The sequence below is a fragment of the Lichenibacterium dinghuense genome (genome assembly GCF_021730615.1).
Lineage (GTDB): Bacteria > Pseudomonadota > Alphaproteobacteria > Rhizobiales > Beijerinckiaceae > Lichenihabitans > Lichenihabitans dinghuensis.
In genome coordinates this window covers 2,728,433-2,749,920 of sequence record NZ_JAJLMN010000001.1, presented here as the reverse complement: position 1 = coordinate 2,749,920, position 21,488 = coordinate 2,728,433, and the positions used below count along the sequence as shown (strand labels likewise).

Annotated in this window: 19 protein-coding genes; 12 read left to right on the top strand and 7 right to left on the bottom strand. The window is 74.4% G+C overall.

The window, feature by feature from the left end; genetic code table 11:
• Positions 1-115 precede the first annotated feature (115 nt).
• The 6 genes from lgt to L7N97_RS13150 all read left to right on the top strand — a co-directional run bounded on the left by lgt (position 116) and on the right by L7N97_RS13150 (position 5,532).
• Positions 116-955, top strand: coding sequence for a prolipoprotein diacylglyceryl transferase (lgt, locus tag L7N97_RS13175; RefSeq protein WP_237478775.1), 840 nt, complete (start codon positions 116-118; stop codon positions 953-955).
• Positions 952-2,046, top strand: coding sequence for a class I SAM-dependent methyltransferase (locus L7N97_RS13170; protein WP_237478774.1), 1,095 nt, complete (start codon positions 952-954; stop codon positions 2,044-2,046). The genes lgt and L7N97_RS13170 overlap by 4 nt, the downstream gene beginning before the upstream one ends.
• Positions 2,043-2,819, top strand: a complete 777-nt coding sequence (locus tag L7N97_RS13165) for a purine nucleoside phosphorylase YfiH/LACC1 family protein (protein WP_237478773.1) — start codon at positions 2,043-2,045, stop codon at positions 2,817-2,819. The genes L7N97_RS13170 and L7N97_RS13165 overlap by 4 nt, the downstream gene beginning before the upstream one ends.
• A gap of 172 nt (positions 2,820-2,991) precedes the next feature.
• Positions 2,992-3,204, top strand: a complete 213-nt coding sequence (locus L7N97_RS13160) for a hypothetical protein (RefSeq protein ID WP_237478772.1) — start codon at positions 2,992-2,994, stop codon at positions 3,202-3,204.
• 64 nt (positions 3,205-3,268) lie between these two features.
• The gene (locus L7N97_RS13155; protein ID WP_237478771.1) at positions 3,269-3,703 is read left to right on the top strand and encodes a CBS domain-containing protein; all 435 of its coding nucleotides are present in this window, start codon (positions 3,269-3,271) and stop codon (positions 3,701-3,703) included.
• 392 nt (positions 3,704-4,095) lie between these two features.
• A complete protein-coding gene (locus tag L7N97_RS13150) occupies positions 4,096-5,532 on the top strand; it encodes a nucleobase:cation symporter-2 family protein (RefSeq protein ID WP_428980992.1) in 1,437 nt (478 codons plus the stop codon).
• A gap of 7 nt (positions 5,533-5,539) precedes the next feature.
• On the opposite strand, the gene L7N97_RS30265 is transcribed toward L7N97_RS13150, so the two are convergent.
• Genes L7N97_RS30265 through L7N97_RS13135 form a run of 3 tightly spaced genes read right to left on the bottom strand, consistent with a single transcriptional unit; the run spans position 5,540 to position 8,899 of the window.
• Positions 5,540-6,175 (bottom strand): DUF533 domain-containing protein, encoded by a 636-nt coding sequence (locus tag L7N97_RS30265; protein WP_237478769.1) that lies wholly within the window; start codon positions 6,173-6,175, stop codon positions 5,540-5,542.
• A 3-nt stretch (positions 6,176-6,178) separates the two neighbouring features.
• The gene (locus tag L7N97_RS13140; RefSeq protein ID WP_237478767.1) at positions 6,179-6,559 is read right to left on the bottom strand and encodes a response regulator; all 381 of its coding nucleotides are present in this window, start codon (positions 6,557-6,559) and stop codon (positions 6,179-6,181) included.
• A gap of 24 nt (positions 6,560-6,583) precedes the next feature.
• Complete coding sequence (locus L7N97_RS13135) at positions 6,584-8,899, bottom strand: hybrid sensor histidine kinase/response regulator (RefSeq protein WP_237478765.1); 2,316 nt, start codon at positions 8,897-8,899, stop codon at positions 6,584-6,586.
• 177 nt (positions 8,900-9,076) lie between these two features.
• On the opposite strand from L7N97_RS13135, the gene L7N97_RS13130 reads away from it, so the two are divergent.
• The gene (locus tag L7N97_RS13130) at positions 9,077-10,852 is read left to right on the top strand and encodes an SLC13 family permease (protein ID WP_237478763.1); all 1,776 of its coding nucleotides are present in this window, start codon (positions 9,077-9,079) and stop codon (positions 10,850-10,852) included.
• Positions 10,853-10,883: 31 nt separating this feature from the next.
• On the opposite strand, the gene L7N97_RS13125 is transcribed toward L7N97_RS13130, so the two are convergent.
• On the bottom strand, positions 10,884-12,275 hold the full coding sequence (locus L7N97_RS13125; RefSeq protein WP_237478762.1) for a pentapeptide repeat-containing protein: 1,392 nt from the start codon (positions 12,273-12,275) through the stop codon (positions 10,884-10,886).
• 136 nt (positions 12,276-12,411) lie between these two features.
• Here L7N97_RS13125 and L7N97_RS13120 point away from each other — a divergent pair, with 136 nt between their 5' ends.
• Positions 12,412-13,341 (top strand): AEC family transporter, encoded by a 930-nt coding sequence (locus L7N97_RS13120; protein WP_237478761.1) that lies wholly within the window; start codon positions 12,412-12,414, stop codon positions 13,339-13,341.
• A gap of 123 nt (positions 13,342-13,464) precedes the next feature.
• Complete coding sequence (locus tag L7N97_RS13115) at positions 13,465-13,689, top strand: hypothetical protein (RefSeq protein ID WP_237478760.1); 225 nt, start codon at positions 13,465-13,467, stop codon at positions 13,687-13,689.
• A gap of 15 nt (positions 13,690-13,704) precedes the next feature.
• On the opposite strand, the gene arfB is transcribed toward L7N97_RS13115, so the two are convergent.
• On the bottom strand, positions 13,705-14,127 hold the full coding sequence (arfB, locus tag L7N97_RS13110; RefSeq protein ID WP_237478758.1) for an alternative ribosome rescue aminoacyl-tRNA hydrolase ArfB: 423 nt from the start codon (positions 14,125-14,127) through the stop codon (positions 13,705-13,707).
• Between the two features lie 76 nt (positions 14,128-14,203).
• Positions 14,204-14,707, bottom strand: coding sequence for a hypothetical protein (locus L7N97_RS13105; protein ID WP_237478757.1), 504 nt, complete (start codon positions 14,705-14,707; stop codon positions 14,204-14,206).
• 149 nt (positions 14,708-14,856) lie between these two features.
• Between L7N97_RS13105 and L7N97_RS13100 the strand changes: the two genes are divergently transcribed.
• The 3 genes from L7N97_RS13100 to L7N97_RS13090 all read left to right on the top strand — a co-directional run bounded on the left by L7N97_RS13100 (position 14,857) and on the right by L7N97_RS13090 (position 20,790).
• Positions 14,857-18,246, top strand: a complete 3,390-nt coding sequence (locus L7N97_RS13100; protein ID WP_237478755.1) for a hybrid sensor histidine kinase/response regulator — start codon at positions 14,857-14,859, stop codon at positions 18,244-18,246.
• Entirely contained in the window at positions 18,243-19,157 is a 915-nt protein-coding gene (locus L7N97_RS13095; protein WP_237478754.1) for a response regulator transcription factor, read from the top strand. The genes L7N97_RS13100 and L7N97_RS13095 overlap by 4 nt, the downstream gene beginning before the upstream one ends.
• Before the next feature lie 109 nt (positions 19,158-19,266).
• A complete protein-coding gene (locus L7N97_RS13090) occupies positions 19,267-20,790 on the top strand; it encodes an MmgE/PrpD family protein (RefSeq protein ID WP_237478753.1) in 1,524 nt (507 codons plus the stop codon).
• 3 nt (positions 20,791-20,793) lie between these two features.
• Here the strand turns inward: L7N97_RS13090 and L7N97_RS13085 are convergent, their stop codons facing one another.
• Entirely contained in the window at positions 20,794-21,372 is a 579-nt protein-coding gene (locus L7N97_RS13085) for a hypothetical protein (RefSeq protein WP_237478752.1), read from the bottom strand.
• Between the last annotated feature and the right edge of the window lie 116 nt (positions 21,373-21,488).

The following is a 21,488-nucleotide window of genomic DNA, read 5'->3' as shown; positions in this document are numbered from 1 at the left end:
CGGCCGGTGCGACGGGGCCCGCCGGCGTCGGCCGGCCTGTTCAGAAACGGGGGGAGGCCCCCTCCTCGGGCCCGCCGCCTTGACGCCGCCCCGGCCCCGCGGGCATGTCGCCCCCATGTTGTTCGTCCTCCCCTACCCGGTGATCGACCCCGTGCTGGTCGACCTCGGGCCCTTGCCGATCCGCTGGTACGCGCTGGCCTACGTGGCGGGCATCGTGCTCGGCTGGTTCTACATGAAGCGGCTCTGCGCGGCCGACCGGCTGTGGGGCGACGTCCGCCACCCGACGCCCCTGTCGATCGACGACCTCGTGGTCTACGTGGCGCTCGGCATCGTGCTCGGCGGGCGGCTCGGCTACGTGCTGTTCTACAACCCCGGCTACTACCTCGAACACCCGCTGGAGATCGTGGCGGCCTGGAACGGTGGCATGGCGTTCCACGGCGGCCTGATCGGCACTGTGGTCGGCATGGCGATCTTCGCCCGGCGCGCGGGCGTGCGCTTCCTGTCGGTGGCGGACGGCGTCGCTGCCGTGGTGCCGATCGGCCTGTTCCTCGGCCGCATCGCCAACTTCATCAAGCCGGAGCTGTGGGGGCGCGAGGCGCCGGACGTGCCCTGGGCCATGGTGTTCCCCGGCGCGGGCCCCGTGCCCCGCCACCCGAGCCAGCTCTACGAGGCGGGGCTGGAGGGCATCGGCCTGTTCGTGCTGCTCTTCGTCGCCATCCGCCTCGGCGCGCTGAAGCGCCCCGGCCTGTCGACGGGGCTCTTCGCCGCCGGCTACGCCCTGGCCCGCATCGCGTCCGAGTTCTTCCGCCAGCCCGACCCGCAGCTCGGCTTCCTGTTCGGCGGCGCCACCATGGGCATGCTGTTGAGCCTGCCGCTGCTCGCCGTCGGCGTCGCGCTGATCGCCTGGGCGCTGCGCCCGCGGCGGCGCGCCGGCCGGGCCGGCGCTCCGGCATGACGAGCCGCCTCGGCGACGAGATCCGCGCCCTGATCCTCGACGGGGGGCCGATCGGCGTCGACCGCTACATGGCGCTGTGCCTCGGCCACCCAACCCTCGGCTACTATCTCACCCGCGACCCCTTCGGCGCGGCCGGAGACTTCACCACGGCCCCCGAGACGAGCCAGATGTTCGGCGAGCTCGTCGGCGCCTGGGCGGCGGCGGTCTGGGCCTCCATGGGCGCGCCCGACCGGCTGCGCCTCGTCGAGCTCGGCCCCGGCCGCGGCACCCTGCTCGCGGACGCGCTGCGCGCCCTGCGCCGCGTGCCGCCCCTGTTCGCGGCGCTCGACCTCCACCTCGTCGAGACCAGCCCGGCGCTGCGCGACGCGCAGCGCCGGGCGCTCGACGGCTGCGGCGTCCCCGCGTCCTGGCACGCGGGCGTCGAGGACGTGCCGCCCGGCCCGGCCATCGTGATCGCCAACGAGTTCTTCGACGCCCTGCCGGTGCGCCACTACGTGAAGACCCCGGGCGGCTGGCGGCAGCGGCTCGTCGGGCTCGCGGGCGACGCGCTGAGCTTCGGCCTCGCGCCCGAGCCCGAGCCCGCCATCCGGGTCGAGGCGCCGGACGGGGCCGTGCTGGAGGTGGGGCTCGTCGCGCAGGGGCTCGCCAAGGGGCTCGCGGCCCGCATCGCGCGCGACGGCGGCGCCGCGCTGGTGATCGACTATGGCTATGCCAAGCCCGCCTTCGCCGAAACGCTGCAGGCCGTGCGCCGCCACGGCTTCACCGATCCCCTGGCCGAGCCGGGCCTCGCCGACCTGTCGGCCCACGTCGACTTCGGCGGGCTGCGCCGCGCGGCCGAGGGCGCCGGCGCCGCCGTGCACGGGCCCTTGCCGCAGGGCGCCTTCCTGCGCGCGCTCGGCTTGGGCGCCCGCGCCGCCGCGCTGAAGGCGCGCGCGACCCCCGAGCAGGCCGCCGCGATCGACGCCGCGGCCGAGCGCCTCGCCACGCCCGGCACGGCGGGGCGCCCCGGCATGGGCGAGCTGTTCAAGGTCCTGGCGATCGCCTCGCCCTCCCTCCCCGTCCCGCCCGGCTTCGAGGTTCCACCGCCATGACGCTCCGGCCCATCTCCGCCCCGGCGCTCGGCGATCCCCGGATCGCGCACGGCTTCTTCACGCGCGAGGGCGGCGTCTCGACGGGGATCTACGCCTCGCTCAACGGCGGCATCGGCTCGCGCGACGCGCGCGAGAGCGTGATCGAGAACCGCCGCCGCATGGCGGAGGCGCTCGGCGTCGCGGCGGACCACCTCGTGCTGCCCCACCTCGTCCATTCGCCCGACGCGGTCGCGATCTCGGCCCCGTTCGGCCACGAGGACCGGCCGCGCTGCGACGGGCTCGCCACCCGCACGCCGGGGCTCGCGCTGGCCGTCACGGGCGCGGACTGCGGCATCGTGCTCCTGGCCGACGCGGAGGCCGGCGTCGTCGGCGCCTGCCATTCGGGCTGGAAGGGCGCGGTGTTCGGCGTGCTCGAATCCACCGTCGAGGCCATGCTGGGGCTCGGCGCGACGCGCGCCGGCATCGCGGCCGTGCTCGGCCCCACCATCGCGGCCGCGTCCTACGAGGTCGGCCCGGAGTTCCGCGCCCGCGTGGCGGAGCGGGACGCGACCTATGAGGCCTTCTTCGCGCCCTCGCCCCGCGCCGGGCACCACCGCTTCGACCTGCCGGGCTTCATCTGCCACCGGCTGCGCGGCACCGGCATCGGCCGCGTCGTCGACCTCGCGCTCGACACCTACGCCGACGAGGCCCGCTTCTTCTCCTACCGCCGCGCGACGCATCGCGGCGAGCCCGACTACGGGCGGCTCGTCGGCGCCATCGCGCTCAAGGGGTGAAGCGCGGCGATCGAGCGACGGGCGCAGCTCGATTGCAGTCGATGCAAGGTGGAAATGGAATAGATCCAGCTTCGGCATCCAAACGGCACAGTCACCGACCATCGACGGCCGGCTCTCCACCTGAGGAGCGCCGCGCGTTGACAGCCGGCGGGGCGTGCCGTTTGTCGGGCCGATGCTGTACGAGATCACCATCTGGCGGCGGACCGTCGGCGCGGCGCAGCTCCTGGCGACGCACCACGAGCTCGGCCACCTCAGCACCGTGAAGGACGTGGCCAAGCGCATGCTGCGCGAGCATCCCGGCGTCGGCCCGGCCCACCACGTCAAGATCGCCGAGGCCCACAACGGCCGCGAAGTCTTCGTGTGGAAGCTCGACGGGCGGAGCTGACGCGGACGCCGCGCGGGCGCGCGTCCCGTGCTACCGTCCGGCCCCTGAGACGGAGGGCGGGGGCGTGAGAGTCGCTGAGGTGATGAGCACGGTGGTGGAGTTCATCGCGGGCAACGCCCCGGTGAAGGAAGCCGCCGAACTGATGGGCGAGCTCGACGTCGGCGCCCTCCCGGTCGGCACGCCGGACGCGCTCGAAGGCGTCGTGACCGACCGGGACCTGCTGTTCCGCGTGGTGGCGGCCGGCCTCGACCCCAACGCCACGCTGGTGCGCGACGTCGCGTCCCGCTCGATGATCTCCTGCCGCGAGACGGACGAGCTGCAGGTCGCCATGGACCTGATGGCGGCCAACCACGTCCGCCGCCTCCCCGTCCTCGACGACCGCGGCGCCGTCGCCGGCTGGGTGACGCTGGCCGACGTGTCGCGCAAGCTCCTGGTCGACAGCCGCAGCCTGCAGGCCGCGCTGAGCGAGATCACCGAGGCCGGGCGCGGCGAGGGCTGACCGGCCGGCGCCGCGCCCGGGCGCGGTGCGTCGCCGCGGACGGGACGCGGGAGGCTCCCCGCCGCATTCCGCCGGCGGACCATTCTTCGCCTCCCGAGAGCTCCCGTGCGCGCCTTCACGCTCCCAGCCGCGGCGCCGGCTTCAGCTCTGGCCTTGGCCTCGCCCGCCGCGGCCAGCGGCGACGGCGGCAGGGCGTACGGCCGCACCAGGGTGGACGGACGCTACGTCCGGAGAAACGGGTCCAGATGCTTCCCGCACGGGAGCGCGGAAACGCGCGCCAGGCGCGAGCCGGCCGTCGTCGTCCGCCGCTGACGGGAGGGCATCGGGCGGCCGCGCCCGATCGGCACGCGCTTTGCACCTCCGGGTTGACCCCTCCAGCCCGGAGAGCGCCCATGTCCATGGTGACCGCCCCCTTCGCCGCTCTGCCGCCCGTCGCGCCGGCCGCCGCGGCGGTTGACGAGCGCCTGCCGCCGTCGCGCCTGCTGCCCCTCGCCGTCCAGCACGTCCTCGTCATGTATGCCGGCGCCGTCGCGGTGCCCCTGATCGTCGGCCGCGCCCTGAACCTGCCGCCCGACCAGGTGGCCTTCCTGATCAGCGCCGACCTGTTCGCGGGCGGGCTCGCCACGCTGGTGCAGAGCTTCGGCCTGCCCGGCATCGGCATCCGGCTCCCGGTGATGATGGGCGTCACCTTCGCGTCGGTCGGCCCCATGCTGGCCATGGCGGCGACGCCCGAGGTCGGCCTCCTCGGCATCTACGGCGCCGTGATCGGCGCCGGGCTCTTCGCCCTGCTGGCCGCGCCCTTCGTGAGCCGCCTCCTGCCCCTGTTCCCGCCCGTGGTCACCGGCACCATCATCCTGGTGATCGGGGTGTCGCTGATGCGGGTCGGCATCAACTGGGCGGGCGGAGGCCTGCCCACCGTGACGCGCGTCGTCGACGGCGTGCCGGGCGCCTTCGCCAACCCCACCTACGGGCAGCTGGCCGGCATGGGCGTCTCGGCCTTCGTGCTCCTGGTCATCCTGGCGCTGATCAGGTTCGGGCGCGGCTTCGTGGCCAACGTGTCGGTGCTGCTCGGCATCGTGGCGGGCGCGGCGCTGTCGGCGGCGCTCGGCATCATGCACTTCGACAAGGTGGCGGGCGCGCCCTGGTTCGACCTCGTCGTGCCGTTCCGCTTCGGGGTGCCGAGCTTCCACCCCGTGCCGGTGCTGACCATGTGCATCGTCATGATGGTTGTGATGGTGGAGTCGCTCGGCATGTTCCTCGCCCTCGGCGAGATCACCGGCAAGCCGATCGGCCCCGCCGACCTCACCCGCGGCCTGCGCGCCGACGGCCTCGGCACGGTCATCGGCGGCGTGTTCAACACCTTCCCCTACACGTCCTTCTCGCAGAACGTCGGCCTCGTCGGGGTGACGGGCGTGCGCTCCCGCTTCGTCACGGTGGCGGGCGGCGTCGTCATGCTGGTGCTCGGGCTCCTGCCCAAGATGGGCGCCCTGGTCGAGGCCGTGCCCCAGGTGGTGCTGGGCGGGGCGGGCCTCGTCATGTTCGGCATGGTGGCCGCCACCGGCGCCCGCATCCTCACCGCGGTGGACTTCGCGGGCAACTCCAGGAACCTGTTCGTGGTCGCGGTGTCGGTCGGCTTCGGCATGATCCCGATCGTCGCCCCGACCTTCTTCCGCGCCATGCCGGACGCGCTGCACCCGCTCCTCGAATCCGGCATCCTGCTCGCCGCCGTGGCCGCGGTGGCGCTCAACGCCTTCTTCAACGGGATCGCCGGGGCCGAGGAGGCCGGCCGGGCCGCCGCCGCCATGGCGTCGGCGGTCGAGCACCCCTGATCCCCGCTCACCGCCTGTAGCGGCGGTCCACCGAGCGCACGGCGTCGGCCGGCAGCGCGAGGCGCGCCGCGATGAAGTTGGCGAAGAGCCGGCCCGCGGGGTCGCGCGCGTCGGACGCCACCACGGCGGCCGCGTAGGCGTAGGGGGCGAGATCGCGCTCGCGCACCGCGGCCACGAGCCGGCTCAGCGGCTCCGGCGCGTCGAGGGCCGCGCGGAACTGCGCGATCGCCGCGCCCGCCGCCCCCACCTCCCCGAGCCAGCGCTCGACCCCGCGGCGGGCCGCCTCGTCGGCCTTCGACGCGTTGAGAAGCGCCGTCGCGGTGAAGCGCATCAGCACCGCCACGTCGCCCGCCTCCAGCCGGCCGAGCCGGAACGTCAGCGGCACCAGCACCTGGTGGCGGTTCTGCAGCCAGCCGTCGAGCACCTTGGCGGACAGGCTGCGGTCGAGGATCTCCTGCGGCAGCCGCAGCCGGCGGTCGCGCCGCCCGACGTCGCCCCCGTCGGCCGCGCCGCCCACCGGGGGTGCCGCGGTCGGCGGGATCTCGAGCGCGGGGGCGGCGCCGTCGTGGTCGACCCGCCGCTCCAGCAGGCGTTGCAGCCCCGCGAGGAAGCCGGAGCGGGGCGCCGCGGCGGCCTCGGTCACGCGTCAGGCCCGCGCCGGGGCCGCCTTGCCGCCCAGCGCCTCGATCTGGGCGAGCAGGCGGGAGAAGTCGACCGGCTTCGGGTGGTAGTCGTTGCAGCCGGCCGCGATGGCCTTCTCGCGGTCGCCCGACATGGCGTGGGCCGTCAGGGCGATGATGGGGATGTGGGCCGTCTTGGACTCCGCCTTGATCATCGAGGCCGCCGTCCAGCCGTCGATGATCGGCAGGTTCATGTCGAGCAGGATGATGTCGGGCGACTCCGAGCCGGCCTTGTCGACCCCTTCCTGGCCGTCGGCCGCGAGCACGACCTCGAAGCCGCGCCGCCGCAGCCGCCGGGACAGGAAGTCCCAGATCTCCTCGTGGTCCTCGACGAGCAATATGCGCATGCAACGATCTCCGACGATGTGTCCCTATCGCCCGGCCGCGGGGATGAGGTCCCGCAATTCCTGGGCGAGGTCGGGCAGGCTGAGGCTGCCCTTGCTGATGATCCGTTCGGCCTGTCCGGCGAGGCGGGCCCTTTCGTCCGGTGTAACATCCTTGGCGGTCAAAACCACCACCGGGACGAGCCCTCCGTCGGGGCGCTGGCGCAGGCGCTTCAGGAAGGCGAAGCCGTCCATCACGGGCATCATCAGGTCGAGCAGGATGAGGCTCGGCGCGACGCCGTCGAGCCGCTCCAGCGCCTGCCGTCCGTTCTCCGCCTCCACCACGGTCCAGCCCGCGCGCGCCAGCGCGAAGCGCATCCGCTCGCGCGCGCCGGCGTCGTCGTCGATCACCAGCACCGTGCCGTCCTTGCCGGGGTGGACGCGCTCCACCACGCGCTTCAGCCGGTCCCAGTCGACGGGCTTGAGGAGGTAGTCCGTGGCGCCGAGCGCGTAGGCCAGGCTCTGCTCGTTCTTCACGGACACCATCACCACCGGCGTGTCGACCAGCGCCGGATCCTGGCGCAGCGCGTGGAGCACCGACCAGCCGTCCATCTTCGGCATCTCCACGTCGAGCAGGATGGCCTGCGGGCGGAGGGCGCGGGCCAGCGTCAACCCCGCCTGCCCGTCCGCCGCGCCGGTGACGGCGAAGCCTTCCCGCTTCAAGAAGCGTGCCAGCAGGTCGCGGGCCGCCGCGTCGTCGTCGACGACCAGGATGCGCGCGCCCGCCTCGGCGGCGGGGGCGCCGGGGGGCGCGGGCTCGGGCTGGAGCGACACCGCGGCGGCCCCGCCGTCGTCGGAGCGCACCTGCGCGGCGAGTTCCAGGCGGAAGCACGAGCCGCGGCCGGGTTCGCTGCGCACGGAAACGTCGCCGCCGAGCTTGCGGGCGAAGGCCCGCGTGATGGCGAGGCCGAGCCCGGTGCCGCCGAACTGGCGCGTGGTCGACTCGTCGGCCTGGGTGAAGCGCTGGAACAGCCGCCCCACCTGCTCGGGCGTCATGCCGATGCCGCTGTCCTCGACCTCGAAGGCGACGACGTCGCCGGCGCGCCGCGCGCGCAGGGCGATCTCGCCGCCTTCGGTGAACTTGGCCGCGTTGGACACGAGGTTCATCAGGCACTGCCGGACCTTCAGCTCGTCCGAATGCATGCGGCCGAGGTCCGCCGCGAGGTCGAGGCGGAGGCGGTTCCCCTTCTTGGCGACGAGCGAGCCCGTGGCGTCGGCCACCTCGTCCACCATCGCGGCCACGTCGAAGTCCACGGCCTCGACCGTCATGCGGCCGGCCTCGATCTTCGACAGGTCGAGCACGTCGTTGATGAGCCCGAGCAGGTGGCGGGCCGAGGACTCGATCTTGCCGACGTCGCCGAGCAGCTCGGTCTCGCCGATGTCCTCGATCTCCTCGGCCAGCATCTCGCTGTAGCCGATCACGGCCGAGAGCGGCGTGCGCAGCTCGTGGCTCATGTTGGCGATGAACTGGCTCTTGGCGCGGTTGGCGCTCTCGGCCAGCTCCTTCGCGTCCTGCATCGCTTCCTCGGCGCGGCGGCGCTCGGTGATGTCCGCGTTGACGCCGACCCATTCGCGCACGGTGCCGTCGGTCGACAGCACGGGGGCGGACCGGGCCTCGCAGTAGCGCCACTCGCCGTCCCGCCGCTTCAGGCGGAACTCGGCGTGGAACAGCGTGCGGCTGTGCAGCGCCTCCTGCCAAAGGTCGGTCACGCGCAGGCGGTCGTCGGGGTGGACGATGTCGAGCCAGCCCCAGCCCGCGTAGTCCGCCTCGGTCTGGCCCGTGTAGGCCCGCCACGTCGGCAGCGGCGGGATCAGCCCCCCGTCCGGACCCGCGGTCCAGATGAGGTCGGCCGAGGCCGAGATCAGCGTGCGGAACCGCTCCTCCGAGCGGCGCACCGCGGCCTCGGCCTCGCGCGACTCCGTCACGTCCGTGTTGGTGCCGAACCAGCGCACGATCCGGCCGGCCCCGTCCCGCAGCGGCTCGGCGCGCGACAGGAACCACCGGTACGCGCCATCGTGCCGCCGCAGCGGGAACGTGTCCTCCCAGGTGTCGCCGCGCGAGAAGGCCGCATTGTAGCGTTCCACGACGTGAAGCACGTGGTCCGGGTGGTGGACCTTGGCCCAGCCGCGGCCCCGCATCTCGTCGAGCGTGGTCCCGGTGTAGTCGTACCAGCGGCGGTTGTACCAGAAGATCGAGCCCTCGCCGTCGGCGATCCAGGCGAGCTGCGGGATGGCGTCCGCGAGGTGGCGGAAGTCGGCCGCCGTCGGTCCGGCCCCGGCCGGCCCCGCATCGCCGTCGTCCATCGCCCCTGCCATCCCCGGCCGTCTCCCCGCGTCCCGCCTGCGTCCAGTCGCCATATGGCCCGCGCCCTCCCTGGAGGAAAGCCCGGCCCTCGCCTATAACGGCGCCGGACCGGATCGGCTCCCCGCGCCCGGCATCCGGCTCGCCGCGGGATGTCCGAGCCCGGCCGCGGAGCCCGGATGACACTCGACCAAGGGTTGGCCTTCGGCCTCATCGCCGTCACCATCGGCCTGTTCGTGTGGGGGCGCCTGCCCTACGACCTCGTGGCCATGTCGGCGCTCCTGGTCGGCATCGCGCTCGGCATCGTGCCGGAGAAGCACGCCTTCGAGGGCTTCTCGGACGAGATCATCGTGATCATCGCGGCGGCGCTGGTGGTCAGCGCCTGCATCGCGCGCTCGGGCACGATCGAGGTCCTGATGCGGCCGATCCTGCCGAAGCTGCGCACGGCCGCCGTGCAGGCGCCCGCGCTCTCGGCCTGCGTGCTCCTCCTGTCCATGGTGACCAAGAACGTCGGCGCGCTCGCCATCTTCATGCCGATCGCGCTGCAGCTGGCGCGGCGCCACGGGACCCCGCCCTCCGCGCTGCTGATGCCCATGGCGGCGGCCTCGCTCACCGGCGGCCTCGTCACGCTGGTCGGTACCTCGCCCAACATCATCATCGCCAAGGTCCGGGCCGACATGTTCGGCAAGCCCTTCACGATGTTCGACTTCACCCCGGTGGGCCTGTCCATCGCCGCGCTGACGATCGCGTTCCTGACGGTGGGCTGGCGGCTGCTGCCCGTGCGCCGCGCCGCGTCCTCCATGGACGCCGCCTTCACGATCGACAGCTACACCGCGGAAGCCGTGCTGGGCCCCCATTCGCCCGCGGTCGGCTTCACCGTGGCCGAGTTCGAGGCCCTGCAGCAGGGCGACGTTTCGGTGGCCGGCATCGTGCGCGAGCGCTTCCGCCGCTACGCCCCCACCCCCGCATCGCGGCTCCAGGCCGGCGACGTGCTGCTGCTGCGCGGCGAGCCCGAGAGCCTCGACGGCATCGTGGCCCGGGCGCGGCTCGACCTCGCCGGCGGGACCGCCCACGACGCCGAGGGCCACGCCACCGTGGTCGAGGGCGTGGTCACCGAGAATTCGCCGCTGATCGGGCACACGCCGAGCCAGATGGCGCTGCAGGCGCGCCACGGGGTCGGCCTCGTGGCGCTGAGCCGACGCGGCACCGCCATCCTGCAGCGGCTGTCGACGGTGCGCTTCCGCCAGGGCGACGTGGTGGTGCTGCGCTCGGCCTCGCCCTCGCTGCCCGAAACGCTCGGCGAACTGCACGTGCTGCCGCTGGCCGAGCGCTCCATCACGCTCGGGATCAGCCACCGCGGCTGGACCCCGCTCCTCGTGCTGGCCGCCGCGATGACGCTGGTGGCCCTCAAGCTGGTGGGCGTCGCGGTGGCGTTCTTCGGCGCGGCCGTGGTGCTGCTGCTGCTGCGCACCATGACCATGCACGAGGCCTACAAGACCGTGGAATGGCACATCGTGTTCCTGCTCGGCGCCCTGCTGCCGCTCAGCCACGCCGTGCGCGACACCGGCGGCACCGACCTGATCGCCCGCAGCCTCGGCCACGCCGTGGAAGGGCTCGGCCCCACCACCACGCTGGCCGTGGTGATGGTGATCGCCATGGCGGTGACGCCCTTCTTCCACAACGCGCCGACCACGCTGGTGATGGGTCCGATCGCCGGCAGCCTCGCGGTGAAGCTCGGCCTCAACCCCGACCCCTTCCTGATGGCGGTGGCGCTCGGCGCGGGCTGCGACTTCCTCACCCCCGTCGGCCACCAGTGCAACACGCTGGTGCTGGGGCCGGGCGGGTACCGCTTCGGCGACTACGCCCGGCTCGGCCTGCCCCTGTCGATCATGGTGGTGGCGGCCGGCGTGCCGCTGATCGCGTGGTTCTGGCCGCTGCACGGGCACGGGCCGTGAGGGCGGCCATGGCGTGGAGGCCGCCGCGCCGTCACCGGTGCATCCGGTTTCCGAGCACGTAGCCGAACAGCCCGATCAGCACGATGCCCACCGCGCCCTGCATGGACGTCACGAGATAGATGATCGGGCTCGTGGGCTTCAGCCCGATGTCGGGCGCCGAGGTCGAGAGCATGTTGAGGAAGGAATAGACCAGGAGGTCGAAGGGGTTCTCGGTCACGTGCCGGAGCTCGCCCGCCGGCCCCTGCGTGACGCGGTCGAGCGATTCGGTGAGGCCGTAGAAGACCGCGAAGAGCACGATCAGCGTGCCGAAGGCGCGCATCACCCGCCACAGGCTCTCGCCGTAGTCGCAGAGCCACTCCACGAAGCCGTCCGACAGCCAGTTGGCCCCGTGCCGCGCCGCCTTGCGCCAGTCCCGCCGGCGCCACCCGTGCAGCGCCGTCTCGCGCTCGTGCAGCTTGCCCATCAGCCGCCCCTTGCGGAACGCCCAGGACGCGCCGTCGCCGTTGCCGAGGGAGCGGAAGTTCTGCTCCAGCACCACGTAGGCGTCGCGCGCCGCGTGGTACTCCTTGGCCACCTCCTCGCCCACCGCGCCGCCGAGCTGTTCGGGGCGCAGGCGCGTGTTGTCGAGCCAGGCGCCGGCCAGGCGCGCGTGCTTGAGCGAGCAGGTCTGCAGGTTCAGCCGCGGCAGGCTGGCGTTGCTGAGGTCGGCGCCGTCGAAATGCGCGCCGTCCACCGCCGCGCCGTCGAGCTTGGCGCCGCGCATCTTGGCGCCGCCGAACTTCGCCTTCTTGAGGCTGGCCTCGCTGAGGTCGACGCCGGTGAGGTCGGCGCCGGAGAAGTCGGCCTCGTCGCAGCGGGCGCCCTTGAAGCTCGCGTCGTCGGCCTCGGCCTTCGTGGCGCGCACGCCCCACAGGTCGGCGCCGGCGAAGTCGGCGCTGTCGAGCAGCGCGCCCGCGAGCGTCGCGTAGCGCAGGTGCGCGCCGGCGAAGCGCGCGTCCTCCAGCATGGCGTCGGTGAAGTCCGCCTCGCCCGCGCTGGCCCCCGCGAAGGAGGTGCCGCCCATGTCGGCGCCGTTGAAGCGCACCTGCTCCAGCACGGCCTCGGCGAGGTCGGCCGAGCGGCCCACGACGTCCGTCATGTCGGCGCCGCGCAGGTTCGCCCCCCGGAGCTGCGCGCCCGCGAGCCGCCCGCCCGACAGGTCGACGCCCGCGAGCGCGAGCCCCCGGCTGTCGGCGTCCCACCAGGCCGGGGTCTGCCCGTCCGCCGGCGCCACGGCGTCGCGCCCGCCCTGCAGGCCGGACAGGTCGCGCCCCTCCAGCGCCTCGCCGAGCGGCAGGGCGCCGGCCTTCAGGCGCACAACGAGGACGTCGCGCGGGCCGCCGGGCGCGGATGCCGCGCCGGGGCGTGTCTCCAGGTCGGTCATGAGCCTCGTCGTCGCCCCGCGGATTCGCCGGGTCAACCCCGCGCCGGCGCGGGTGGTTCGCCCGGCGGGGCCGGGTTACGGAGCGGCCTTCCACGCGCGACCGTGCCGGAGCCCGCCGCAGGATGCCCCTCTGCCCATGAACGCCGTGATCGACGCCGTGCTGCCCGTCTTCGCGCTGATCGGCGTCGGCGCCCTCGCGGGGGCGCGCGGGCTGCTCGGCCCCTCCGTCACCGACGCGCTGAACCTGTTCGTGGTGTGGCTGGCGCTGCCGGCGCTGCTGCTCGTCGCGACCGCGCGCATGAGCTTCGCCGATGTCGACCACCCCGGCTTCCTGCTCGCCTGCGGGGCCGGCATCGCGGTCACCTTCCTCCTGTCGATGCTGCTCGACCGGCGCCCGGGCAAGCGCCTGGCCGACCGCGCCATCGAGGGGCTCGACGCCGCCTACGCCAACACGGGGTTCCTCGGCATCCCGCTGGGCCTCGGGCTGTTCGGGCAGGGCCTGCTGCCGGCCCTGGTGATCTCGACGCTGCTGACCGGCTCGGTCCTGTTCGGCTTCGCCATCGTGCTGATCGAGTTCGACCTCGCGTCCTCGCCGAGCCTCGGCCGCACGCTCCTCAAGGTGGGCCGCTCGCTGGCGCGCAACCCGCTCGTGGTGTCGCCGATCCTCGGCGGGCTCTGGGCCGCGACGGGGCTGCCGCTGCCCGGGCCCGCCGACCGCTTCCTCACCCTGCTCGGCGCCGCGGCCGGCCCCTGCGCGCTGGTCACCATCGGGCTGTTCCTGCAGCAGCAGCGCGAGCGGGCCGACCCGCGCGAGGTCGGCCGCCTCGTCGCCCTGAAGCTCGTGGTGCAGCCGCTGGTGACGCTGGGCTTCGCCTGGCTCGCGCCGATGCCGAAGCCCTGGTTCGACGCGGCGCTGCTGCTGGCCGCCCTGCCGACCGGCACCGGCCCGTTCATGCTGGCGAAGCTGTACGGGCGCGAGGCCGCGGCGACGTCGCGCGCCATCCTGTTCTCCACCGTGCTGAGCGTCGCCACCGTGTCGGGGCTGGTGGCCGTGATGGCGCGGTGACGGTCGCACCGCGACGGGGCCGGGCTGCGACGCCGCGGCACTGGCGCCCCGCGCCGGGCTGGCGTTGAGTGTCGCATTCCCGCAGACCGCAGGGGGCGGCGGCTCCGGGCAGAGTGGATGGGCATGGCGCGGATGGACATCGAGCGCGGCGAGGCGACGCCCCTGCCGACCGGCCCCTACGTCGACTGGTACGAGACCTGGCTCGCGCAGCACGGCCGGCGCGCCAAGGCCGAGGAAGCGGCCCGCCTCAAGGCCGAGCGCCAGGTGCGGCTCATCATCCGGCTCTTCGTGTGCTGGGCCGCGGTGGTGACGGCCGCCACCTTCGCCTCGATCTGGTGGATGCTGTGAGGCCGGGCGCGGCGCTCACTCCCCCTCGACGCGCCCCCGCATCGCCTTGACGTCGCCGCGGATGCGCTTGCCCTCGAGCCGCCGCTTCTTCGAGCCCAGCGTCGGGCGGGTCGGGCGGCGCGGCGGCGGGGGCGGGACGGCGGCCTCGCGCACCATCTCGCACAGGCGCTCGAGCGCGTCGGCGCGGTTGCGCTCCTGGGTGCGGAAGCGCTGGGCGGTGAGCACCAGCACGCCCTCCTTGGTGAGGCGCCGGCCGGCGAGCCGCATCAGCCGGGCGCGCACGCCTTCGGGCAGGTTCGGCGAGTGAGCCACGTCGAAGCGGAGCTGAACCGCCGTCTCGACCTTGTTGACGTTCTGCCCGCCCGCGCCGGAGGAGCGGATGAAGTCCTCGTGCAGTTCGTCCTCGTCGAGCGCGATGCGCTCCGTGATCCGTATCACCCGGCCATCCCCCGCCCGCCGCGCTTCATACAGGAGAGGCGGCGGCGGCGCGAGGCGTCGCGCTCCGGGCTCGCCGTCACGGGACCGGGCGCTTCCAGTGTCGCCAGCCCGCCACCAGGCTGACCGACACGCGGCCGAGGCCGAGCCGCACCCAGCGCCGCCACTGCATGTCGACAGGCGCGCCCGTGGCCCTGTCGTAGCGCAGCCGGCACTGGCGCGGCTCGGCCCGCCCCTCCATCACCCGCCCGATCTCGACGATGCCGGGCCGGTGGCCGAGCTTCCACTGCCCGACGCGGAACGTCCCGTCCGACCCCAGCGTGAAGCCGCGCTCCCCGCCGCCCGCGTCCGCCGCGGCGGTGTGGCCCGTGTCGGTCAGCCCCTGCGCGACGCCGCCCGGCGCCGACCACGACGCCCCGAGCTGGACGGCGCTCGGCCGCGGGGTGAGGGGCAGCAGGGCGATCAGGCGGCGCGCGAGCGGGTCCGGAAAGGTGTCGCCGTCGGCCGCGATCTCGTCCGCGATGGCGTTGAGCTCCAGGCGGGTCGCGAGGGAGATGCGGGAGGCGGGTGGGGGGAGGGGCATCGTGGGGTAGAGCGCTCGGGGGGTGGGGCGGTCATGTTTATGCCAACTGTGGGCTCGTGCGTCTGCGCCACGAGCCGCCCCTGTCCTCCCCCCTTGCCAACTCCGCCCCTCCCCGGCCCATAACCTGCATGGGCCCGCACGGGGGAGAGATGACCGGACGCCAACGCATCCTGCCCGTCAGGCGCGACTACAACCGATGGGTCGCCGACGAGACGCTGGAGGACTTCGCGCTGCGCTTCACCGCCAAGGGTGCGCGGCGCTGGTCGTCGTCGCGCGTCGGGCAGACGGCGCTCGGCGCCATCTCGTTCCTGGCGCTGGAGGCGATCGGAGGCAGCGTCACCCTCACCTACGGCTTCTCCAACGTGCTGGCCGCGACGCTGGTCGTCGGCGCCGTGCTGTTCCTCACCGGCCTGCCGATCTCGTTCTACGCGGCGCGCTACGGGGTGGACGTCGACCTGCTGACGCGCGGCGCGGGCTTCGGCTACATCGGCTCGACCGTGACCTCGCTGGTCTACGCCACCTTCACCTTCATGCTCTTCGCCATCGAGGGGTCGATCATGGCGACGGCGCTGAAGCTGTTCTTCGGCGTGCCCTTGCCCGCCGGCTACCTCGTCAGCGCGCTGGCCGTGATCCCGCTGGTCACGCACGGCATCAGCTGGATCAGCCGCTTCCAGCTCCTCACCCAGCCGCTGTGGATCGGGCTGAACCTCCTGCCCGTCGCCTTCATCGCGTGGCACGACCGCGCGGCCGTGCTCGACTGGACGCGGTTCGGCGGCCTCGCGATGCCGGCCGCCGGCGGCTTCGACCTCCGAGGGTTCGGCGGCGCCGCCTCCGTGATCCTGGCCCTGATGCCGCAGATCGGCGAGCAGGTGGACGTGCTGCGCTTCCTCCCCGCCCGCCCGGCGCCGGGGCGGGCCGCGCGGGCCTGGTGGTGGTCGCTGCTGGCCGCGGGGCCGGGCTGGATCGTGTTCGGCGCCCCCAAGCTGCTGTTCGGCTCGCTGCTCGCCGTCATGGCGCTGCGCGCCGGCGTCGCCCCCGACCACGCCGCCGATCCGGCCGAGATGTACCGCGTCGCCTTCGGCCGCGTGCTCGACGCGCCGGCCGCGGTGGCCTGGCTCACCGCCGGCTTCGTGGTGGTGTCCCAGCTCAAGATCAACGTCATGAACGCCTATGCGGGCTCGCTCGCCTGGTCGAACTTCTTCTCCCGCCTCACCCACTCGCACCCCGGCCGCGTGGTGTGGCTGGTGTTCAACGTCGCCATCGCGCTCCTGCTGATGGAGCTCGGCATCTACGCGGCGCTGGAGCGCGTGCTCAGCCTCTTCGCCGTGGTGGCGGTGGCCTGGCTCGGCGCGGTGGTGGCCGACCTCGCGGTCAACAAGCCGCTCGGCCTGTCGCCCCCCGGCATCGCCTTCATGCGCGCCCACCTGCCCGACATCGACCCCGTCGGCTGCGGCGCCATGGGGATCGCGACGCTGGTGGCGCTGCTCGCCGCCGCGGGCGCCTTCGGGGAAGCTCCGGCCGCGCTGGCCCCCTTCGTGGCGCTCGGCACGGCGCTCGCCGCGGCGCCCCTCATCGCGCTGCTGGCCCGCCGCCACCGCATGCCGGCCCGCCGGGCGCGGGCCGCACCGTCGGGCGGCGCCTCCGTCGCCTGCTCGATCTGCGCCCACCCGTTCGAGCCGGAGGACATGGCGCACTGCCCGGCCTACGCGGGGCCGATCTGCTCGCTGTGCTGCTCGCTCGACGCGCGCTGCGGCGACCTGTGCCGGCCCGGCGCCACGGCGCCCGTGCAGGCCATGGCGGCGCTGCGCGCGCTGCTGCCGCGGCGCTGGGGGTCCCGCGTCACCCGCTCCGCCGTGCAGTTCGGCGGCACCTTCCTGTGCTTCGTGCTGGTCGTCAGCGCGGTGCTGCTGCTGATCGACTTCGGCGCCGCCGCCACGGGGCCGGAGATCCGCCCGGTGGTCGACCGCACGCTCTGGGCAGCCTTCGCCATCCTGTCGATCGTGTCGGGCGTGCTGGCCTGGTTCTTCACGCTCGCGGGCGAGAGCCGGCGCGCCGCGCAGGACGAATCCGCCCGCCAGACCGCGCTGCTTCTCGACGAGATCGCGGCCCACCGCCGCACCGACGCCGAGCTGCAGCGCGCGCGCGACGTGGCCGAGGCCGCCAACTCCGCCAAGAGCCGCTACGTGGTGGGCCTCAGCCACGAGCTGCGCACGCCGCTCAACGCGGTGCTGGGCTACGCGCAGCTGATGGAGCGCGACGGCGACCTGCCCCCCGCGCGGCGCAACGGGCTGCGCGTCATCCGCCGCTCGGCCGAGCACCTGTCCGGCCTCATCGACGGGCTGCTCGACGTGTCCAAGATCGAGGCCGGGCGGCTGCAGATCCGCTCGGACCGCGTGCGCACGGCGGAGTTCTTCGCCGGCCTCGTCGACATGGTCCGGCTGCAGGCCTCGGCCAAGGGGCTGGAGTTCCGCGTGTCCGGCCTCGACGCGCTGCCGGCGGCCGTGCGGACCGACGAGAAGCGCCTGCGGCAGGTGCTCATCAACCTCCTGTCCAACGCCATCAAGTTCACCCCGAGCGGCCACGTGTCGCTGGGCGTGTCCTACCGCAACCAGGTCGCGACGCTGGAGGTCGCCGACAGCGGCCCCGGCATCGCGCCGGAGGACCGCGCCCGCATCTTCGAGCCCTTCGACCGGGGGCCGCAGGCGCGGGCCGACGCCGCGCCGGGCCTCGGGCTCGGGCTCACCATCACGAAGCTGCTCGCCGAGCTGATGGGCGGCGACATCGCCGTGCTGGAGCCGGCGGAGGGCGGCGCGCTGTTCCGCGTGCGGCTGATGCTGTCGGCAGCGTCCGCGCCCGCCGTCGCGGTGCCGCGGGCCGTGGCGGGCTACCGCGGGCGGCGGCGCACCCTGATGGTGGTGGACGACGACCCCGAGCAGCCGGTGCTGATGCGCGCCATCCTGGAGCCGCTCGGCTTCGCGGTGCTCAGCGCGCGCGACGGGCCGACCTGCCTGTCGCTCGTCGCCGACGTCGCGCCCGACCTGTTCGCACTCGACGTGTCCATGCCCGGCCTGGACGGCTGGACGCTGGCCCGGACCCTGCGCGCGCGGGGCGTCGAGGCGCCGATCCTGATGATGTCGGCCAATCTCGCCGAGGGCGCCCCCGCAGGCGTGGCGGACGACCACGACGCCGTGCTGCCGAAGCCCTTCGACCTGTCGCGCCTCATCGACCTCCTGGGCGCCCTGCTGGCGCTCGACTGGATCGAGGGCGCGCCCGCGCCCGACGCCGCGGCGGCCCCGGCCCGGCCCCCGGCGGCGCTGGCCGCGGCCGACCTCGCCGAGTTGCGGCGGCTCTGCGCCATCGGCTACGTGCGCGGCCTCGAAGCCAAGCTCGCCGAGGCCGGCGACGCCCCGCTGGCCGCGCTGCTGCGCGAGCGCCTCGCCCGCTTCGACCTCGACGGCGTCGCGCGCCTGCTGGACGAGGCCGAGGCCGCCGGAGCGCCTCCGGGAGCCGAGGGCGCGCGCGAGGGCGTGGCGCCGTGAGCGGGCCGGCGGCGCCGCCCCCCGTCCGCGACACCGTGCTGGTGGTCGACGACACGCCCGACACGCTGGGCTTCCTCACCGAGGCGCTGGAGCGCGCCGGCCTCACCGCGCTGGTGGCGACGGGCGGCGCGCAGGCGCTGGCCCTCGTCGGGCGCGTCGTGCCGGACCTCATCCTGCTCGACGCCATGATGCCGGGCATGGACGGGTTCGAGTGCTGCCGCCGCCTCAAGGCCGGCCCGGCCGCCCACGTGCCGGTGATCTTCATGACGGCGCTGTCGGACACCGAGCACGTGGTGGCGGGCCTCGGCGCCGGCGGGGTCGACTACGTCACGAAGCCCATCCGCCTCGACGAGCTCCTGGCGCGCATCCGCGTCCACCTCGGCAACGCCCGCGCGGCGCAGAGCGCGCGCGCCGCGCTCGACACCTCGGGCTCCTCGCTGGTGGCGCTCGACGGCTCGGGCGCCGTGCTGTGGTCGACGCCGCAGGCGGCGGCGCTGCTGCGCGCGGCATCGCCCGACGGGGACGCCGCCCTGCCGGACGGCCTCGCGGCGCGGCTGCTGGCCGCCCGCGACGCGCCCGGACCCGTGCTGGCGCCGGGGGACGGCGGCCGCGCCTCGCTGAGCTTCGCCTTCGTGGGCGCCGTGGGGGCGGGCGAGCTCCTGTTCCGCCTGTCGCCCCACGACCCGCGCGGCGACGAGGAGGTGCTGAAGGAGCGCTTCGCCCTCACGGCGCGCGAGGCCGAGGTGCTGCTGTGGCTCGCCCGCGGCAAGAGCAACCGCGACATCGCCGCCATCCTGGAGCTCGCGCCCCGCACGGTGAACAAGCACCTGGAGACGGTCTTCGCCAAGCTCGGGGTGGAGAACCGCGCCTCCGCGGCCGTGCTGGCCGTGCGGGCGCTCGGGGAGCGGTGAAGCCCCCCACGGCGATCGGCCGGCCGCCCCGTTGACGTCCCACCCTGGCCGGCCAACATTGCATGCAGATCCGGGCCGCGATGCCCGGCTCCCGAGGGAGGACGACACCATGGCGCCGATCCAACGCCGCACCCTTCTGCGCGGCTCCGCCGCCGCGACCGCCGCCACCCTCGCCGGTGGCCCCGCCCTGGCGCAGCCGGCCGCCCCTCCGGCCGTCCCTGACGCCGGCTCGCCCTCCGCCAAGGCGCCCGCTGCGCCGCCGCCCGGCGCGGCGCCGAAGGGGCCGCCGGCCGAGCCCGTCACCCACATCCTCGCCCGCTACGCCGCCACCGCTCCCGTGGAGCAGATCCCGCCGCCCGTGCGCCACGAGGCGGCGCGCACGCTGCTGAACTGGGTCGGCGTCGCGGTCGGCGGCTCGCGCGAGGGCGCCCCCGGCCGGGCCGTGAAGGCGCTCATGCCCTTCTCCGGCCCCGCGCAGGCGAGCCTGTTCGGCCGCACCGAGCGGATGGACGTGCTGCACGCGGCCCTCGTCAACGGCATCTCGTCCCACGTGCTCGACTTCGACGACACGCACCTGAAGACCATCATCCACCCCGCCGGCCCGGTGGCCTCGGCGCTGACGGCGTGGTCGCAACACCGGCCCGTGGCGGGCTTGGACTTCATGAACGCCCTGGTGCTCGGCTGCGAGATCGAGCTCCGGCTCGGCAACGCCGTCTATCCCGAGCACTACGCCAAGGGCTGGCACATCACCGGCACCACGGGCGTGTTCGGCGCCGTGGCGGCGACGGGCCGCTTGCTCGGGCTCGACGAAGGGCACATGGCCTGGGCGATCGGCCTCGCGGCCTCGCAGCCGGTGGGGCTGAAGGTGCAGTTCGGCTCCGACACCAAGAGCTTCCACCCCGGCCGCGCGGCGCAGAACGGCATGGTGTCGGCGCTGCTGGCGCAAGCCGGCTACACGGCTTCCGAGGTCGCGATCGAGGGCTTCGACGGCTGGGGCCAGGCGATGAGCACGCGCCACGACTGGTCGGAGGTCACCGAGGGCCTGGGCACCCGCTACGAGGTCGCGCTCAACACCTACAAGCCCTTCGCGGCCGGGATCGTCAGCCATCCGGCCATCGACGCCGCGATCCAGCTCCGCGACGCGGACGCGATCAGGCCGGAGGACATCGCGGCCGTCGACCTCAAGGTCCATCCCCTCGTGCTGAACCTGATGGGCAAGACCGATCCGAAGGCGGGGCTGGAGGGCAAGTTCTCCATCTACCACGCGGTGGCGGTGGCGCTGGTGACGGGCCGCGGCGGCGAGAAGGCCTTCACCGACGAGGCCGTGACGGACCCGCGGGTGGTCGCCGTGCGCAAGGCGGTGACGGCCGAGGTCGACCCGGCGATCCGCGCCGACCAGGTCGACATGACGGTGACGCTGAAGGACGGGCGCGTGCTGCACAAGTTCATCGAGCACGCGGTCGGCAGCCAGGCGAACCCGATGACGGACGCCCAGCTCGAGGGCAAGTTCACCGACCTCTGCGAGGGCATCCTGCCGCCCGACCGGGTCAAGCGCCTGATCGACCTCTGCTGGGGCGTGTGGGACCTGCCGGACGTCGGCGAGATCGGCCGCGCCGGCGCGGCGGTGGCCTGAGCGTCACCGCGCCGCCGCGTCGCCCCCCGGCCGCGGCACGCCGCACCCCGGCTTGGCGGTGGCGACGTCCATCTCGCTGCAGCGCTTCCGCGTCGTGCCCGTCGGCCCATCGTCGACCTTGGCTGTGCCGGTGGTGCTGCGGGCCCGGCCGGCCTTCTGGTCCGCCAGGAAGGACTTCAGCTCCGCCGACGAGCGGCGCACGTCGGCGGCGAGGGGGCCGTCGTTCGTGTCGATGACGAAGGGCTGGCGCCAGCTGTCGGGACGGGAGCCGGCGGGGTGGAAGTCGAAGATCTGGTGCGGCGAGGGCACGGCGGAGGCCAGGGCGGCGGGCCGCGGCTCGGGATCGCGCGACGCCGCATCCGATGAGGGGGCCCGCGGGGCGCCGCGGGGCCGCACCGTCCTGATGTCCGGGCGCGAGGGCGGCGCCTCGTCGTCGGCCGCGACGGCAGCCCCCGCGGGCGCGCCGCCGATCCGGCCGACCGTCTCGACGCCGTGGTGCACCTCGGCGCAGCCGCCGAGCAGCGCCGATGCGAGCGCCAGCACGAGGACGGGCCGCGCGGGCGAGGGTGGACGACGATGCATGCGCGGCTCCCGGGACGGCGGGAGATCACCACGGGTCGCACCCGCGCGTCCAGTGCACGGGAGCGTTTCGCCCCCGAATTCCCCCGTGCTGTGGTCTCGCTGCCGTGCCTCCCGCG

Excerpts from the sequence above, each read along its gene's own strand:
- lgt (WP_237478775.1), top strand. The coding sequence starts at position 116 with ATGTTGTTCGTCCTCCCCTACCCGGTGATCGACCCCGTGCTGGTCGAC.
- L7N97_RS13170 (WP_237478774.1), top strand. The coding sequence starts at position 952 with ATGACGAGCCGCCTCGGCGACGAGATCCGCGCCCTGATCCTCGACGGG.
- L7N97_RS13165 (WP_237478773.1), top strand. The coding sequence starts at position 2,043 with ATGACGCTCCGGCCCATCTCCGCCCCGGCGCTCGGCGATCCCCGGATC.
- L7N97_RS13160 (WP_237478772.1), top strand. The coding sequence starts at position 2,992 with ATGCTGTACGAGATCACCATCTGGCGGCGGACCGTCGGCGCGGCGCAG.
- L7N97_RS13150 (WP_428980992.1), top strand. The coding sequence starts at position 4,096 with ATGTCCATGGTGACCGCCCCCTTCGCCGCTCTGCCGCCCGTCGCGCCG.
- L7N97_RS13140 (WP_237478767.1), bottom strand. The coding sequence starts at position 6,559 with ATGCGCATATTGCTCGTCGAGGACCACGAGGAGATCTGGGACTTCCTG.
- L7N97_RS13135 (WP_237478765.1), bottom strand. The coding sequence starts at position 8,899 with ATGGACGACGGCGATGCGGGGCCGGCCGGGGCCGGACCGACGGCGGCC.
- L7N97_RS13130 (WP_237478763.1), top strand. The coding sequence starts at position 9,077 with ATGACACTCGACCAAGGGTTGGCCTTCGGCCTCATCGCCGTCACCATC.
- L7N97_RS13125 (WP_237478762.1), bottom strand. The coding sequence starts at position 12,275 with ATGACCGACCTGGAGACACGCCCCGGCGCGGCATCCGCGCCCGGCGGC.
- L7N97_RS13120 (WP_237478761.1), top strand. The coding sequence starts at position 12,412 with ATGAACGCCGTGATCGACGCCGTGCTGCCCGTCTTCGCGCTGATCGGC.
- L7N97_RS13115 (WP_237478760.1), top strand. The coding sequence starts at position 13,465 with ATGGCGCGGATGGACATCGAGCGCGGCGAGGCGACGCCCCTGCCGACC.
- L7N97_RS13105 (WP_237478757.1), bottom strand. The coding sequence starts at position 14,707 with ATGCCCCTCCCCCCACCCGCCTCCCGCATCTCCCTCGCGACCCGCCTG.
- L7N97_RS13100 (WP_237478755.1), top strand. The coding sequence starts at position 14,857 with ATGACCGGACGCCAACGCATCCTGCCCGTCAGGCGCGACTACAACCGA.
- L7N97_RS13090 (WP_237478753.1), top strand. The coding sequence starts at position 19,267 with ATGGCGCCGATCCAACGCCGCACCCTTCTGCGCGGCTCCGCCGCCGCG.
- L7N97_RS13085 (WP_237478752.1), bottom strand. The coding sequence starts at position 21,372 with ATGCATCGTCGTCCACCCTCGCCCGCGCGGCCCGTCCTCGTGCTGGCG.